Below are 15,814 nucleotides of genomic sequence, written 5' to 3' on the forward strand. Positions count from 1 at the left end.
TTTTATTTTGACTGGTTTTTTAAATTATCCGAAAGCATTAATTCCGGTAATATCCATTCCTGTGATCAACAAATGAACATCATGCGTTCCTTCGTAAGTGATGACAGATTCTAGATTTGCAGCGTGGCGCATCATCGGGAATTCTCCCATGATTCCCATTCCACCAAGAATTTGACGGGATTCTCTTGCAATGTCTATCGCCATTTTAACGTTATTTCTTTTCGCCATCGAAATTTGTGCAGGCGTTGCTTTATGGTCATTTTTCAACCTTCCTAATTGAAGACACAGTAATTGTGCTTTTGTAATTTCAGTTAAAAATTCTGCTAATTTTTTCTGTTGCAACTGGAATCCTCCAATAGGTTTTCCAAATTGTTTTCTTTCTTTGGAATATTGTAATGCTGTACAGTAGCAATCTACTGCAGCGCCGATTACACCCCAAGAAATTCCATAACGTGCAGAATTTAAGCAAGATAATGGTCCTTTAAGACCGGTAACATTGGGTAACAAATTTTCTTTCGGAACCTTTACGTTATTGAAAACCAATTCCCCGGTTTTGGAAGCACGAAGACTCCATTTATTGTGTGTTTCGGGAGTCGTAAAACCTTCGAAAGCTCTTTCTACAATTAATCCTTGAATTTTTCCTTCTTCATTTTTACCCCAAACAACGGCAATATCACAAAGAGGAGCATTTGTAATCCACATTTTTGCACCATTCAACAAATAGTGATCGCCTTTGTCTTCGAAATGCGTTTCCATAGAACCTGGATCTGAACCATGATTAGGTTCAGTTAAGCCAAATGCGCCAATCATTTCACCGGAAGCTAATTGAGGAAGAAATTTTCTTTTTTGTTCCTCAGAACCGAACTCATTGATAGGAAACATAACCAAGGAACTTTGTACAGAAGCTGCGGAACGAACTGCAGAATCTCCACGTTCAAGTTCTTGCATAATGAGTCCGTATGAGATTTGATCTAAACCAGAACCTCCATATTCTTCGGGAATATAAGGACCTAAAGCTCCAATTTTCCCTAATTCTTTCATCAGGTTTGGAATATCGGTATGATTTTGTGCTGCATCATCTATTTTTGGCATCACAAAACTTTCTACCCAATCTCTTACCGATTGACGAATAAGTTTGTGTTCATCGGTTAAAAGTTCATCCATTAAAAAATAATCGGGTAGGGTTGTAAGCGGATAATAAGACATATTTAAGATTTTGCTAAATTTAAGATTTTTCAGAAAGCTGAGGAAATTTTTGGGCTATTTCCTTAGAAATTTAATTACAATAATGACTGAGAAAAATTCTATGAAATGAAACCAATATTTAGATATCATTCAATTTTTTATCTGCAAATTTATACAAGTAAGGAGCTTTGTTTGCGGAACCATCGAATAATTTTTCTAATCTTTCAAGGGAATTTAAGGCTAAAATTTTGCGCTGAAAATTATTTCTTCTAAATTTTTCGCCGAGTACGATTTCGTAAACGGTTTGTAACTCTTTCATGGTAAACTTTTCCGGCAATAAACTGCTCGCGACAATTTGCGTATCAATATTTCTACGGATAAATTCTAATCCTTGCTTTATAATTTCCTCGTGGTCAAAAGCCATTTTTGGTAAATCATTTACTTCAAACCATTTGCATTCTTCAATAATAGTATTGGGAAAGCTTCCTACCAAAGAAAAATCAATGAGGCTGCAATAGCCAACTGTAATGAACCTTTGAAAAGTCCAGTGATCTTTTGGTACTTCAATATGTTTACTGGCAAGTAAAACCCGATGTGCATTATTTTCAGTTCTGTTTCGATCTCCAAAGGCTTGAAACTGTTTCAAAAAAATATTTGAAAGGTGCGTTCGCTCGTACAAAACACGAACCGCCGCGTCATGTAAATCTTCATCATTAAAAACAAATCCACCAGGTAAAGAGCACAAATCGAGATCATGATATTTAAGGAGCAAAACTTTCATAATCCCTTTATGGAAACCAAATATGACACAATCTACAGAGATGTGCGGTACGAAATCTCTGGTATCCAAGAGTTCCTGCAAGTTTTGTTTATTTTTAGAATCGTCGAACTTCATGCGGAGGAATTATTAAAACTTTTAAAAAATTGATGAGTCTAAAGTAGTGAAAGTTATCAATATTTAATGCAATTAATCATTAAAATTGCTTTAATTTAGAAAATATTTAAGAGCATTATCGAATACAGTTATTTTTACTTTTCCTGGAAATTTTTCTCAAAATCTTTACAATCCACTTGTTTTAAAATGGAACCATCAAATTTGAGTTTTGCAGAATTTTCGTATAAATCTTTGTTGCCTTCCATTTTGTGATTGCCAATTCCTTCAGTTAAGTGATTTTTTTTCTTCAGGAAGAAAATTTCGCGCTCGGAGTTCATTCCTTCGGATTGAAATGAATAGTTTAATTTTAATGTATCACCATTTTGAGTTCCTACAATATCACCAAATGAACTGTCTTTTTCAGAATTTTTATAACGCATTTTTCCGGTGATGGTACCCAAATTATCATCGAGTGAAACATAAACAGAATCTTTTCCTGTAACACCAAAATAGCAGGTTTGTTGGGTTGAAGATTCGATAGGTTCAGCATTTTCTGGAACAACTACGACGGAATCATTTTGATTTTTTGTAAGCGTATTCTCTGCAATTTTTTTTTCGCAACTGTGCATAAAAAATAATGCGACAATTGGTAATAGGTATTTTTTCATAGGGTTTAGATTTTTGATTGTTGTAAATTTAAGAATATTTCGGCGAAAATATGTTTTGATGTTTGGGTATTATTTTCAAATCGGATTACTGATCATCACTGGAATACAGGAATTGAACACTTTGTCAGAAAGCGTATTGAGCAGACAAAGGATACGATTTTTAGTTAAGTTTACGTATTATAAAAAAGTCCTATAATTTATATTATGTTAAATTGAATATGTTTTACAAACCTGTTAATCTCAATATTACTTATCAGAAACTATTTTTAAAGAACATGGATATTTTTCAAAAAAAATACAGCTCCATTTAGAACTGCATTTTTTTTTTTTTTCTATTTAAATTTACCAGCGAGATTCTCGTCTTTTGCTGATCATTTGATCTACTGAAAATTTTCCTGGTCCCAAAGAAATTATTAACAAGTATACACTTAGATATAGCAAACTTGCTTCTCGTTTTGAAAAAGGATCTGCACCATGAACGAATAATCCTGCAACGGCCATTGTTACTATCAAAAAGAATACTGCAATTCTTGTAAAAAGTCCTAATATTAAAAATATTGAACATACAAATTCTGCAAAAACAACTAATGCCAAAGTAATTTTTGGTCCTAAAGAAAGAAAATCAAAAAACTGAATTTCTTCACCTGAAATCAATTGCTGAAGTTTTGGGAATCCGTGAGAAAGCATTGCAAAACCTATAAAAATCCTAACTACAAGAAGAAAAAAATCAGTAATTACAGGATTGCTTTTCGTGGAAGTAAAATAATTCATGAAAAAAATTTAACCAAATTTAATAAAAATCCTAGTCATAATCGAATTTAGCAATAATTTAATTTAACTATATCCGAAATTTTTTAAATCTCTGTCATTTTTCCGCCAATCTTTTTTCACTTTTACGAATAAGTTTAAGTGGATTTTTTTCGAGAAAAATTTTTCTAAATCTATTCTCGCCTCTGTTCCTACTTTTTTTATCGCATCTCCTTTATGACCGATAATAATCCCTTTTTGAGTATCTCGCTCTACATAAATGACCGAATCGATAAAAATAATTCCTTCTTTTTCATTGAAAACTTCGGTAACAACTTCTACGGAATAAGGAACTTCTTTTTCGTAGTTTAATAAAATTTTCTCTCTAATCGCTTCGTTTACAAAAAACCTTTCTGGTTTGTCGGTGTATTGATCTTTGTCGTAGTATGGCGGATTTTCGGGTAATAAAGATTTCAATTTGGGTAAAATAACATCAGTATTAAATCCTTTCAATGCTGAAATGGGTAGAATTTCCGCTTTCGGAATTCTTTCGTGCCACAACTCCATCGTTTTTTCTAAATCTTGCTGATTCGACTCGTCGATTTTATTGACTAAAATTAACACTGGTACAGGGATTTTATTCAGTTTATCAACCAAATATTCAAATGGTTCTGTACGATCTAAAATATCAACAATGAAAAGGAAAACATCTGCATCTTGCAAAGAATCTTTCACATAATCCATCATTTTTTCCTGTAATCCATATTTCGGATCCAAAACTCCGGGAGTATCAGAAAAAACGATCTGTAAATCTTCTTCATTATAGATCCCGAAAATTCGGTGTCTGGTTGTCTGTGCTTTTTGGGTAACAATTGCTAACTTCTCTCCCATCAGTTGATTAAGGAGTGTTGATTTTCCGGCGTTTGGTTTGCCTACTATATTTACAAAACCTGCTTTGTGCATTCTTTTTTATTGAAGTAATTAAAAATTAAGAGACTTCGAATATTCGAAATCGCTACAAAGGTAGTAAAACATTGTTTGACCACTAAAACTAAAATTATATTAAGGGGGAAATTTTTACAATGGCAAAATAATGCTTTAAGTAAAATGTATTTTTGACTGATTTAAAAAGGTGACACTATCTTTTGCCCACAATTCATAACAAAATTCTGACGGATGAATACCATCGCTGAAAAACTCTGAAACGGTTTGTCCTTCTTCGAGTTTTCCGAGCCATTCTTTAACATTTATTTTTTCAGTCGGAAAATAGACATTTTCATTATTCAAAACTTGTTTTTTAAGGTGTTGAGCTAAAATATCTTTGTGATTTCCTAAAACAAATTTCATTTCTTTTGGAAAGGCAGGAAATGCTTCAATGGTCGGTAATTGCGCAAATAATATTGGTGTTTCAGGAAATTTTTTCCGTAAATCATCAATAAGAAGTTGAATACTTTGGCGCCATTTTTTAGGTTGATTCAATTCAAACGTATCATTCCCACCGATTCCTATCACTAAAAGATCGCATGTTGTTTCAATGATTAAAGGAATTATTCTTTTTTGAATTTTGTGAACATTATAACCCGTTTTCGCATAAACTTTCCAATTGATATTGTGATTTAATTGTTCGCTCAATACCGTTGAAAAATGCCCCGCAAAACTATTTTTGTGCTGTTCTACGCCAACTCCGGCAAAAGAACTTTCACCAATAAATAAAATTTTCAAATTTTTATCGGAATTGATATCGATGAATCCTTCGGGATTCTTTGCTTCTGGCAAAATTTGAATTTCTCTTTTGATTCTTTTTCCTTGGAAATAAATAAAAGGCAATAATGGAATTGATTTGAATAAATGGAGAACATAATTGGTGGTCATTTCATTTATTTTTTAAAAACAACAGGTAAAATCTCGTTTTCCATTAAGGCAAATTTTTTCCGCAAATCACTTGAGAATTTTCTTGAATAAAAATTGATATCTATATCAAAACCAACGCTTTGTAATCTTTCGAAATAGTCCATTCCGTACCAACGAACGTGGTCGTATTGCCCGAAATGTTTTTGTTTTTCTTTTGGATCTGTGATGGTAAAATCTTCGTATGTTTTTTCTAAAGAATTTTTCATAGGAACTTGCAGAATTCCCCAACCGCCTTTTTTCATGACCCGAAAAAGTTCGCTCATCGCTTTTTTGTCATCTACAATATGTTCTAAAACATGATTGCAGAAAACGATATCGAAACTTTCGTCTTCAAAAGGTAAATCTAAAATATCTGCTTTTACATCAACAATTGGTGAATATAAATCGGCAGAAATATAGTCGAGATTTTTCATCTTTTTGAATTTTCTGAGAAATTCCTGTTCGGGAGCAATGTGAAGAACTTTGTGTTTATTCGTAAAAAAATCGGTTTCATTTTGTAAGTACAGCCACATTTGTCGGTGCCGTTCAAGACTCAATGTTCCCGGAGATAAGGCGTTTTCGCGCTGTTTTCCATAACCATACGGAAGAAATTTCCGGTATGATTTCCCATCGATGGGATCTGTAAACCGAGTGCCTTTAAAAAAAAGTACAATTAATGGACGCGCCAAAATGCTGACTTTGATGAGTAAAGGTCTTGGTATTTTATTTAAAAGGAATTTGGTGAGGGTTTTCATTAAAAATCCAGCGTAAATGGTTTTTCTTCATCACTCACAATTCCTAAAGCTTCATAAATATATTGGTAAGTAGAAAGCAAAACAGGTTTTCCATTGATGATACAAACATCGTGTTCGAAGTGTGCAGAAGGCGAATTATCGAGCGAAGTCACCGTCCAACCATCATCATGAAATTTCACTTTTTCAGTTCCCAAATTTACCATAGGTTCGATGGCGAGAACGATGCCGTCTTTTAAAACCTTTCCGCTTCCTTTTCTTCCGTAATTGGGAACTTGAGGATCTTCGTGCATTTTACGACCTAAACCGTGACCTACCAATTCTCGAACGACGCCATAACCGTGTTTTTCACAATATTCTTGAATCGCATTCGAGATATCTCCTACTCTTTTTCCACGCACACATTGTTCGATTCCTTTGTATAAAGATTCTTTCGTGATTTGCAATAATTTTTTGGTTTCTGGAGCTACTTCTCCAACTTCAAATGAATAGGCATGATCGCCATAAAAACCATTCATATAAACACCGCAATCAACGGAAAGTATATCGCCTTCTTTTAAAGGTTTATCGTTGGGAATGCCGTGTACAACTTCGGAATTTGGAGAAATACATAGGTTTTTAGGGAAACCATACATTCCAAGGAAAGCAGGTTCTCCACCGTGATCACGAATAAATTCGCCCCCTAAATTATCTAAATGTAATGTGGTTACTCCTGGTTTTATTTCTTTCGCAATCATTCCCAAAGTTTTAGAAACTAATTGGGCACTTTCGCGCATTAACCGAAGTTCTTCTAATGTTTTTAAATGTATCAATTTCTATACTATTGTATAAAGTACAATGTACAATGTACACTGTGTGTTATTATAATTAAATATTATTCCTTTTTTAATAAAGTACGTTGTGCATTGTACAATTATACTTTTCTACCAAAAAAGTCCTTTCTTTTTATCTTTTTTCATTTTAGAATAGGCCAAAACTTCTTTGCCTTCTACGCGAAATTCTATTTTGTCATTGATGATATTATAGATTTCTCCCCATCCAGGAAAACCTCCTAAATTTCGATCATCAATAAACAAATCTGCATCAATTTTTCGGGAAGCTTCTGCATGATCAAAAATTTCACCTTCAAAACTTGAATTGACGGCATAAAATTCTACCCCGTTTTTTTTGCAAAATTCTATTGCTTCATCTAATGCTTTACCATGACGATAGGTCCAAAGAATTAATCGATAACCTTCTGATTGAAGTTTTTTTAAAGTCTCGAAAGCGAACGTTTTTGGTTTGCCGATTCCTGGATAGGCATCATCTACAACAGTCCCATCAAAATCAATGGCTAATTTTTTATTGCTTTTCATCTAAGTGATTTTTGGTTTTTGCAAAGATAAGAAAATAAAAGAGTGGGTGAAAACATCAACCACTCTGAAATTATTATTTAAACTTATTTAAAATTAAGATTTAATCCATTTAAATTGATGATCTAAATCAGGAGTTGCAATTCGGTCTGTAATTTTCTGTAATCTACCTGGAAGTTTCATTAAATATTCTTGAGCTTTTTCGGCTTTTTCGTTTAAACCTGAAATATGTTCAATTTTCCAGTCGCTAAGAAGTTCACTTAAAATGTTGATATAATCGTGACCTGTGTAAACCATCGCTCTTTGAGCTGCATCTGAAAAATGTGCCCAAATTTCACCTGCTTTTTGGCCAGATTCCCGCATTAAATGTGCAGGCATAACAATTTTTTTACGCATCATATCTTCGAAAGCGATCATCATTTCTGAGGGATCTACTTCAAAAATTCTGGTAACGAAATGTTTGTATGCTTTTGCGTGACGGGCTTCGTCTGCAGCAATCACTCCACACATTTTGGCTAATTTCACGTTTCCGCTTTGTTTGGCCAAAGTTCCCACTCTTCTATGGGAAACATTGGTGGCGGTTTCCTGAAAACTCGTGTATATAAAATTTCGATACGGATCCATTGTTGTACCGATATCCAAACCGTCTTGAATTAAATACTGGGTTGTAATTTCTACTTCTCGCATATTAACTCTACCGCAGAGATAGAGATATTTGTTGAGTAAATCACCATGTCTGTTTTCTTCGGCGGTCCAATTTCTAATCCATTTTGCCCATCCTGAACTTTCTTCCTGGTTTACGCCGTCGATTCCCATTAACCAAGATTCATAAGTAGGCAATGCTTCTTCTGTGATACAGTCCCCAATTAAGGTTACAAAGAGATCATAATCCATTTCTCTTGCAAAAGTCTGAAGTTCTTCTACTTCATACTTAAATTCGGAGGAAGCTGAATCAGGCAGGAAATCTGTTGGTTGCCATATTTTTTCTACTGGAGTAAGGTAGGATGAAATGAAATCATTTACTTCTTTTCCCAGATTTCGCATCACTTCTAATCTTACTAATTTATTGTACATGTTCTTTTCTTTTTATGAGAACAAATATAATCAAATTATTATTCGGTGCATAAAAGGAAAAAAAATCATCAGGAAAAGTTTTCCCGATGAATTTTTGCTCCATCATTTGTTTTAGAATCGATAATTTTTTTGTGTATTAGTGATCATTAAAAAAAAGTTTTTAGAATTACATTGCTCCGCCATTCATAATAATCTGGAAAGCATATTTAAAAACTGAAATCATTCTTTTAATGGTAGAATTGAACACGATTACATAAAAACCACACCCGAAAAATCATGATAAACTCATTCTAGATCGAGTGCGGAAATCACATTTTTTTGTAAAGATTATTGATTGAGGTCTATTCTGGAAATCAATACCCGATCACCTTTTGGAGTTTCGCTGAAGAAATAGGTGTAATCGCCCAGTTGAATTCGGTTGTATTTTTCATAGAGGTAATATTTTTTCTTTTCCAGATCGCCCAAAGTTCTAAATTCTGAAGAAATACCCGATTGTAAATCCAGTTTTCCATATTCGATGCTGTAGAAAGGCGCATAACTGGTTGTAGTTGTATTAGTTGTAGTGCCATTGAAATTCATCATGCTGCTAAAATCAGTATCAACATCAATCGCTTTCACCATTTCCATAATCCAATTGACTGATTTTCCGTCTTTACTTTGGATGATATAACTTGTGGCGGAAAAATTATCTGCGGTCATGGGTGAATTATTGAAGAATCCTTTTTTATTCTTTTGATCTAATAAAACGGTATAATTTTTATTAAGATGCCCATCTGGACTGAAATGCAGCATATACAAACCTTGGTAGATTCTGTCGTAACTTTTTCCTGAAGAGCTGGTCTGAACTCCTGCCAATGTATTTAAAAATTTATTTCCACCACCACGACTGTTGTTTTTTTTGAAGTCCTGAAAACTTAGAAGCATAGAACCATCGTTTAAAATCTGGAAATTATTGGTTTTAAATTTCTTTCCATCAAATTCTAAGGGCTTTTTCATATCTAGACCAGCGACTGCTTTTTGATTCAATTCTGTGATTGGTGTTGCATTTACAAAGACCGCTTTTCCACCAGACATTTTACAAACGATAAAATCGGTGTATTTTTTTTCATCCATTATCGCATCAAGTGCGTCTTGACTTGGCATCATTTCTTCTTTCCCCGAAACCACATTCACTGTTTTTTTTGCAGCACTGATAAGTCCTCCTAAACCGCTTACTTTGCCAATTATATTTTCAGCAGCAGAGGAACCTCCTTTGGTTTGTTCAATTTCTTCATTGTCCATACTGGTTGCAGCAACAACGGAACCTAGAATCTCTTCGGTAGATTTGCCGTCCTTTTTAATTCCTAATCCATACAAAATAACTTCCCCATTTTTTTCGTAAGCATTAATGATTCGATATCCCGAAGTTGGTGCTACAAATTTGAAATTTTCTTTAATTTTTCCTTCAGGTGAAATACGGAAATAAGTCATCTCATTCGGTGTTCCGGCGGTTCCTTTTGCTGGAGACATAATGTGAATCCAATCTCGTGGCAGATCATCATTCTCGATGTTTTTGCTGTCATCATCTAAAAGAGGTTTTGAAAAAACAGGTCTTAATTGATACGTAGTGTTGATGGATTCTAAATTTGTGATTTTGCCGTCATTGTTTACTTTTAGAAGATCCATTTTAGAAAAATCTGCTTTTTCTTTGCTATAAGGATATCCAATTACCAATATGGCGCTGTCTTTTTCCACTTCATAAGCTCCACCGAAAAGGTATTCGTCTCCATTTTCATTGACGAGTTTCTGCTTATCGAGCATTTTTACTTTCTTAACATATCCACCAGCAAGCCAATTGTATTTTGCGGTAACTTCTCGGTTTTTGTAAACCATTTTACCCATCATGTTTGAACTTACAGAAATTGCTTTGTTGATCAGTAAATCTCCCTTATAAGTAAGACCTTTGTAGCGTTTTCTGGCTTTTTCTATTTCCCACTCGTCCTTTACAGTATTGACTAAATTTGCCTCTTTATCAAAAGAGTAAGTTTCTATTTTAACCTTTTTTTTGGATGATGGCAAAAAATAGATCATGTCAAAAGTTCCATTGTCTTTCCCTTCTATTCCACCGAGGTATCCTTTTTTGGCTTTTCGAGAAATATCGTAATCTTTTTCGAGGACATTGAATCCTGCTTGTTGTGCGGTAATTGCTGTGCAACTGAAGATGCAGATTGCAAAAAGTGATTTTTTGAGTTTCATTGTTTAAGTGATTTTTGTTCTACAGATGTAAAATTATTTGATCGCCGAAAATAATGTCTACCCTGAATTGGGTATTTTCAAATCAATAATAAAACCTCAAAAATAAATAGTCTGTCCTTAAACCACCTATAATTTACTGATTATTAGTATTTTGGGTTTAAAATAGCTTGTTTTTTATTGCAAGAATTTGTATCTTAGAGCTTTAAAACCTTGCAAATATGTTGGGGAAAAATCCAGAAAAGAAGCCAGAATTATTCCGCCCAATGTTGGTGGATTTTATTGACCACGAGCATGAACTTGTTCTACTTTCAGAAAAAATAGATTGGAATTATTTTGAGAAAGAATTTTCGCCCTTGTATTCCAAAGTGGGCAATCCGAGCCATCCGATTCGGTTTATGGTGGGTTGTTTGCTACTGAAACATTTGTATAATTTGGGCGATGAGACGTTGGAAAAAGCCTGGATCATGAATCCTTATATGCAGTATTTTTGTGGTAGGGTTTTCTTTGAACACGAATTTCCTTGTGACCCGAGTAATTTTGTTCATTTCCGAAAAAGAATTGGCGAAAAAGGTATCGAAAAAATCTTTGCCTACAGCGTAAGAATGCACGATGCCAAGACGAACACCTCAAATTTTGTTTTGTCCGATACTACCGTTCAGGAGAATAATACCTCTTTTCCTACCGATGCAAAATTGTGCAAAAAAGTGATCGATTATTGCAACAAAATAGCCGGAAATGAAGGCATAAAACAAAGACAACGCTACACAAAAGTCAGCAAACAAATGGTGCGCAACACCTACAACGGAAAACATCCCAAGCGGGCAAAAGCGGCAAGGAAATCTCAAAGACAGCTCAAAACCATCGCCATGAGACTGATTCGTGAATTGCAGCGGAATTTTAATGCAGAACAGCAAGAATTTTATAAAGATTTAATGACATTGTACACCAAGGTTGTCACACAAAAAAGAAACGATGCCGATAAAATTTACAGCATTCACAAGCCTTTTACCCGATGTATTGCCAAAGGAAAAGCGCATAGCCAGTATGAATTTGGGAATAAGGTAGGTTTGATAACCACCGCCAACAAAGGCAAGAAAATCATTCTCGGGATTAAAGCATTTTTGCAAACTCCTTACGATGGTCACACCATAGAACCACTTTTGGAACAGATGGAAACCGGTGGTCAAAAGCTCCCAAAAGAACTCGTTTACGATAGAGGTGGCAGAGGAAAATCAGAAATAAAGGGCGTGAAAATCTCCATCCCAAGCACTCCAAGAAAAAAAGACACTGCTTATCAAAAGCAGACAAAGCGCAAAAAATTTAGAACCAGAGCGGCAATAGAACCTATCATCGGACATTTAAAAACCGATTTTAGGCTGGCAAAAAATTACTTCATGGGAGAAACGGGACCACAAATCAATGCATTACTAGCTGCAACCGCCTGGAACATGAAGAAAATGATGGAACTACTGAAACAGAAAATTATTTTCTTATTTTGTAAGATACAAATTATGCTGTTTTCTAATCCTGTTTTTAAAAATAAATTAAATAGTGGGTTTTGTTAAGGAACGACTAAATAATGAGGTTTTAGATATGAGTTTCATGGTTTTGGTGAAGTGCACCCGATTTATATTCTTCAGTATTCTCTTTTCAAAGGGATTTTTTTTTGGACTAAATAGTTTCCAACAGATTAAGATCATGCACCATTTGTATAAGTTTGGTGATCGAATGTGCCTCTGTTTTTCTATAAATATTTTTACGGTGTGTTTCGACCGTATTTTCGCTGATAAAAAGTTTGGCGGCTATTTCTTTGTTAGAAAAACCATTGATCATCAAATCAACAATTTCTTTTTCGCGGCAAGAAAGCTTTATTTCAGGATATGCAATAATTTTTTCCCGGAAGCAATTTAATGCCTGCAATGCTTCTTCAGAAAGATGGATATATCCTTTGCTTACATCATTTAAAGCACTGTACAATTCGGTTCTGTTTATTTTTTTAGAAAGATATCCTTCGACTCCGATTTTTTCTATCAATTCATAGATTACTTTTGGTTCACAATTCATAGAAAGAACGATGATTTTAATTTCGGGAAATTCTTTTTTAATTATTTTAGAAGCTTCCAGTCCGTTAATTGTTGGCATCATTAAATCGACTAAAAGTATTTTTGGCATTAACTTCTGCCCTCTTAAATCGCCTAAAAAATCATAGGCATCGTTATATGTTTTTAGAATTTTTACATTTTTTTCGAAACCTAAAAGCATTTCAAGACCTTCAATAATAATATTGTGGTCGTCGATAATTACGATGTCGAGTGTGTTTTCCATCTATATTGGGATTTTCATTACAATTGAAGTTCCTTGTCCTTCGGCGCTCTTAATTTTTAGATCTCCCTTCAATATATCAATTCGTGATTTGATGTTATCTAATCCTAAACCATCGTTTTTGGAACTTATTTTTAAGGGATTAAAACCTACGCCATCATCTTTAAAAATCGCCTCAATCATAGTATTGCTTTGAATGAGAGAGATTTCTACCCTATTTGCTTTTGCGTGTTTTATGGTATTGTTGATGCATTCTTGAATAACGCGGTACATCACCACCTGAATGTTTTGATTTAAATCATTTTTTAAACCTTCCATCTTCAAATCGATTTGAAGTTTTGGTGAATTTGTTTTTGAAATTAAATCCCGAAGTGCGTCGGAGAGACTATTTTTAATGAGCATATTTGGCATGATCTGATGAGAAAGTGTTCGAACATCTGCCATTGCTTCCATCAAAATATCCTGTGTTTTGTGTAAAACATTAGCAAAATTGTGTTCATCTTCTTTGTAATCATCCAAAACGCTCATGTTCATATTTGCTGCGGTGAGCAATTGCCCAATCCCATCGTGAAGGTGAGTTGCCATTCTTTTTCGCTCATTATCTTCTGCATTCATTACTGCTTTTGTCGCTAAATCTTGCTGATGTAGAATTTCTTTTTGGAGTTGTATTTTCTGTTTGTTCTGATAACTTTTGTAGTAGATTAATCCCATTAAAATCAGTCCTAGCAAAGAAAAAACCATCACATTTTTTTTGAAAATCTTGGATTTTTGTGACAAAATCTCATTGTCTTTGTTGAGACTTTGATATTTTTTTTCCATTTCAGCGGTGTCTTTGAAGACATTGGTGTTGACCAAATCATTATCAAGCGAAATATATTTTTCAAAGAAAAGATCGGAACTATCGGTTTGATTACTGTGATGGTAAATATTGGTAAGCAATTTATACGTAGAAAGTAAATTTTCTTTGGAATTTTCTTTTTCAAAAACGGGCAAAATATTGAGAAGAATTTTTTTAGCTTCTTCAAATTTTTCCTGAACAATCAAATTTTGCGCAATATCTATATCATTGCTTTCCGAATCTATTTTTGAGTTTAATTCTTTTCTTGTCACTTTCGAAATTTCGAGATTTTGGGCAGCTGCAGAATCCTTTTTTAAAAGGGTATTAAGATTTCCCAAATTTCTGTTGGAGAAAGCATAACCTTGTTTGTTCCCGACTTTATTGCAGATTGCAGCACTTTTATTGTAATATATTTCCGCATTTGCATAGTCCTTTTTCAATTGAAATGCTTTACCGAGATTCAAATAATTTTCGCATAATTTATTGTCGAACTCTACGGTTTGAGTTTGCTTTTCAAAAAAGGCAATCGCTTCAGTTAAATATTTGATGGCGTTGTTGTTATCTTTTAAATCGACGAAAAGCAATCCTATATTAGCTTTTGTGGTGTTGATGTTTTTATAATCCGCTTTGCTTTCAAAAAAATGGAGGGCTTCCAAATACATTTTCATCGCTTTTTTATACTGATATGTACTTTGATATACCGAAGCCAAATTGTTATTGAGTTTTGCAATTCCTGCCACATTGTTTTGTTGTTTCCGGATTTGATACGATTTAAGATAATTTTTTTCTGAATTTTTAAAATCGTTATTTCGGAAATGGACGGCTCCCAAATCACTATATATTTGAGATAAAAGGGTAGAATCTTTTACATTTTCGGTAACAGCAATTGCTTTCTTTCCATATTGCAATGCAGAATCTACAGATACACTTGCATAGTACCAAGTGAGATCAGCGTAAATAGACGCTCGTTTTTTATCGTCAGGATTTTTGGTTAATTCTGCTTTTAAATTGGTAATTACTTCTTGTAGATTCTGTGCTTTCGCCACTTGGAACGAAATGTGAAAAGTGAGTATGAAAAGTACTCTCAAAAGTTGATTTTTGGAGGGTAACATAAAAAGTGTGATTTTTATCAAAAATCATTATTACAATAGTTTCGTGCAATACGTAATTATACGTAATTATAAATACGGGAGAATGTTTGCGATTAAATCCAGTTATTCTTGTGTGCTAAACTGATTACTTGCGCTCGGGAATTCAGGTGAAGCTTTTTGTAAATATTATTCACGTGAGTTCTCACCGTATTGGGACTGATAAATAATTTCTCAGCAACATCTGCGGGATTATTGCCTCCTACAATTTCTTTTAAGATCTGAATTTCACGGGAACTCAACTGGTAATCTTCGATTTTTTCGAGGGTGTTGTTATTTTGTGTGATACCGCTTAGTAATTTCATTGCTCTTCTTGCGATTGCGGGACTCATTGGGATTCCATCATATTCAATTACATTGGCAATGGCGTCGACAATATTTATGGCTTTGTCTTCTTTGAGGAGATATCCACTTGCGCCTGCTTTTATGGCGTCGAAAATTTTGTCATTATCTTCATAGATCGTCAAAACGATAAATTTAATGGAAGGATACCGAATGGAAGAAAGCGAAATGGTTGAAATCCCATCCAATACAGGCATTTCTAAATCAATAAGTACAACTTGCGGATAGTCTTCTTTGCGCAAGTTTTTCATTAAATCGAAAAAATTATTCCCATTTTCTGCTTCAATGACAATATGAATATCTTCATAGGGAAGTATTTTTTCCTTGATGATTTTGCGGTTGATAAAATGGTCTTCGACAATTCCAATTTTCATGGTCGTTCGCTTT

Annotated in this window: 15 protein-coding genes; 1 reads left to right on the forward strand and 14 read right to left on the reverse strand. The window is 34.0% G+C overall.

From position 1 onward, the window contains the following. Positions 1–24: 24 nt before the first annotated feature. The 11 genes from BW932_RS04475 to BW932_RS04525 form a co-directional block, all read right to left on the reverse strand. On the reverse strand, positions 25–1,206 hold the full coding sequence (locus BW932_RS04475; RefSeq protein ID WP_076385785.1) for an acyl-CoA dehydrogenase family protein: 1,182 nt from the start codon (positions 1,204–1,206) through the stop codon (positions 25–27). Positions 1,207–1,324: 118 nt separating this feature from the next. Continuing rightward, positions 1,325–2,080, reverse strand: a complete 756-nt coding sequence (locus BW932_RS04480) for an NUDIX hydrolase (protein WP_076385787.1) — start codon at positions 2,078–2,080, stop codon at positions 1,325–1,327. A gap of 134 nt (positions 2,081–2,214) precedes the next feature. Then, positions 2,215–2,727 carry a hypothetical protein gene (locus BW932_RS04485; protein ID WP_076385789.1) on the reverse strand — a complete coding sequence of 171 codons (513 nt, stop codon included), beginning with the start codon at positions 2,725–2,727 and terminating at the stop codon, positions 2,215–2,217. 342 nt (positions 2,728–3,069) lie between these two features. Further along, a complete protein-coding gene (locus tag BW932_RS04490) occupies positions 3,070–3,498 on the reverse strand; it encodes a DoxX family protein (RefSeq protein ID WP_076385791.1) in 429 nt (142 codons plus the stop codon). 63 nt (positions 3,499–3,561) lie between these two features. After that, positions 3,562–4,437, reverse strand: a complete 876-nt coding sequence (gene era, locus BW932_RS04495; protein ID WP_076385793.1) for a GTPase Era — start codon at positions 4,435–4,437, stop codon at positions 3,562–3,564. A 135-nt stretch (positions 4,438–4,572) separates the two neighbouring features. After that, positions 4,573–5,346: an SGNH/GDSL hydrolase family protein gene (locus BW932_RS04500; RefSeq protein ID WP_076385795.1), complete on the reverse strand. Its 774-nt coding sequence runs from the start codon at positions 5,344–5,346 to the stop codon at positions 4,573–4,575. A gap of 5 nt (positions 5,347–5,351) precedes the next feature. After that, positions 5,352–6,119, reverse strand: a complete 768-nt coding sequence (locus BW932_RS04505) for a class I SAM-dependent methyltransferase (protein ID WP_076385797.1) — start codon at positions 6,117–6,119, stop codon at positions 5,352–5,354. After that, positions 6,119–6,928 (reverse strand): type I methionyl aminopeptidase, encoded by an 810-nt coding sequence (gene map / locus BW932_RS04510; protein ID WP_076385799.1) that lies wholly within the window; start codon positions 6,926–6,928, stop codon positions 6,119–6,121. Before map ends, BW932_RS04505 begins: the two co-directional genes overlap by 1 nt. A 111-nt stretch (positions 6,929–7,039) precedes the next feature. Continuing rightward, entirely contained in the window at positions 7,040–7,471 is a 432-nt protein-coding gene (locus BW932_RS04515) for a BT0820 family HAD-type phosphatase (RefSeq protein ID WP_076385801.1), read from the reverse strand. 93 nt (positions 7,472–7,564) lie between these two features. Beyond that, complete coding sequence (locus tag BW932_RS04520; protein WP_076385803.1) at positions 7,565–8,542, reverse strand: acyl-ACP desaturase; 978 nt, start codon at positions 8,540–8,542, stop codon at positions 7,565–7,567. A gap of 327 nt (positions 8,543–8,869) precedes the next feature. Continuing rightward, positions 8,870–10,777, reverse strand: a complete 1,908-nt coding sequence (locus BW932_RS04525; protein ID WP_076385805.1) for a hypothetical protein — start codon at positions 10,775–10,777, stop codon at positions 8,870–8,872. A gap of 218 nt (positions 10,778–10,995) precedes the next feature. Between BW932_RS04525 and BW932_RS04530 the strand changes: the two genes are divergently transcribed. Continuing rightward, positions 10,996–12,342, forward strand: coding sequence for an IS5 family transposase (locus BW932_RS04530; protein ID WP_076385807.1), 1,347 nt, complete (start codon positions 10,996–10,998; stop codon positions 12,340–12,342). A gap of 106 nt (positions 12,343–12,448) precedes the next feature. Here the strand turns inward: BW932_RS04530 and BW932_RS04535 are convergent, their stop codons facing one another. The 3 genes from BW932_RS04535 to BW932_RS04545 form a co-directional block, all read right to left on the reverse strand. Further along, the gene (locus tag BW932_RS04535; protein WP_076385808.1) at positions 12,449–13,102 is read right to left on the reverse strand and encodes a LuxR C-terminal-related transcriptional regulator; all 654 of its coding nucleotides are present in this window, start codon (positions 13,100–13,102) and stop codon (positions 12,449–12,451) included. After that, positions 13,103–15,049: a tetratricopeptide repeat-containing sensor histidine kinase gene (locus tag BW932_RS04540; RefSeq protein ID WP_076385810.1), complete on the reverse strand. Its 1,947-nt coding sequence runs from the start codon at positions 15,047–15,049 to the stop codon at positions 13,103–13,105. A gap of 92 nt (positions 15,050–15,141) precedes the next feature. Continuing rightward, positions 15,142–15,801, reverse strand: coding sequence for a response regulator (locus tag BW932_RS04545; RefSeq protein ID WP_076385813.1), 660 nt, complete (start codon positions 15,799–15,801; stop codon positions 15,142–15,144). Positions 15,802–15,814: the final 13 nt, after the last annotated feature.

Origin of the sequence: Kaistella chaponensis, from assembly GCF_900156725.1 — a bacterium.
Lineage (GTDB): Bacteria > Bacteroidota > Bacteroidia > Flavobacteriales > Weeksellaceae > Kaistella > Kaistella chaponensis.

Coding starts and splice junctions, on each gene's coding strand:
- BW932_RS04475 (WP_076385785.1), bottom strand. CDS start 1,206: ATGTCTTATTATCCGCTTACAACCCTACCCGATTATTTTTTAATGGAT.
- BW932_RS04480 (WP_076385787.1), bottom strand. CDS start 2,080: ATGAAGTTCGACGATTCTAAAAATAAACAAAACTTGCAGGAACTCTTG.
- BW932_RS04485 (WP_076385789.1), bottom strand. CDS start 2,727: ATGAAAAAATACCTATTACCAATTGTCGCATTATTTTTTATGCACAGT.
- BW932_RS04490 (WP_076385791.1), bottom strand. CDS start 3,498: ATGAATTATTTTACTTCCACGAAAAGCAATCCTGTAATTACTGATTTT.
- era (WP_076385793.1), bottom strand. CDS start 4,437: ATGCACAAAGCAGGTTTTGTAAATATAGTAGGCAAACCAAACGCCGGA.
- BW932_RS04500 (WP_076385795.1), bottom strand. CDS start 5,346: ATGACCACCAATTATGTTCTCCATTTATTCAAATCAATTCCATTATTG.
- BW932_RS04505 (WP_076385797.1), bottom strand. CDS start 6,119: ATGAAAACCCTCACCAAATTCCTTTTAAATAAAATACCAAGACCTTTA.
- BW932_RS04515 (WP_076385801.1), bottom strand. CDS start 7,471: ATGAAAAGCAATAAAAAATTAGCCATTGATTTTGATGGGACTGTTGTA.
- BW932_RS04520 (WP_076385803.1), bottom strand. CDS start 8,542: ATGTACAATAAATTAGTAAGATTAGAAGTGATGCGAAATCTGGGAAAA.
- BW932_RS04525 (WP_076385805.1), bottom strand. CDS start 10,777: ATGAAACTCAAAAAATCACTTTTTGCAATCTGCATCTTCAGTTGCACA.
- BW932_RS04530 (WP_076385807.1), top strand. CDS start 10,996: ATGTTGGGGAAAAATCCAGAAAAGAAGCCAGAATTATTCCGCCCAATG.
- BW932_RS04535 (WP_076385808.1), bottom strand. CDS start 13,102: ATGGAAAACACACTCGACATCGTAATTATCGACGACCACAATATTATT.
- BW932_RS04540 (WP_076385810.1), bottom strand. CDS start 15,049: ATGTTACCCTCCAAAAATCAACTTTTGAGAGTACTTTTCATACTCACT.
- BW932_RS04545 (WP_076385813.1), bottom strand. CDS start 15,801: ATGAAAATTGGAATTGTCGAAGACCATTTTATCAACCGCAAAATCATC.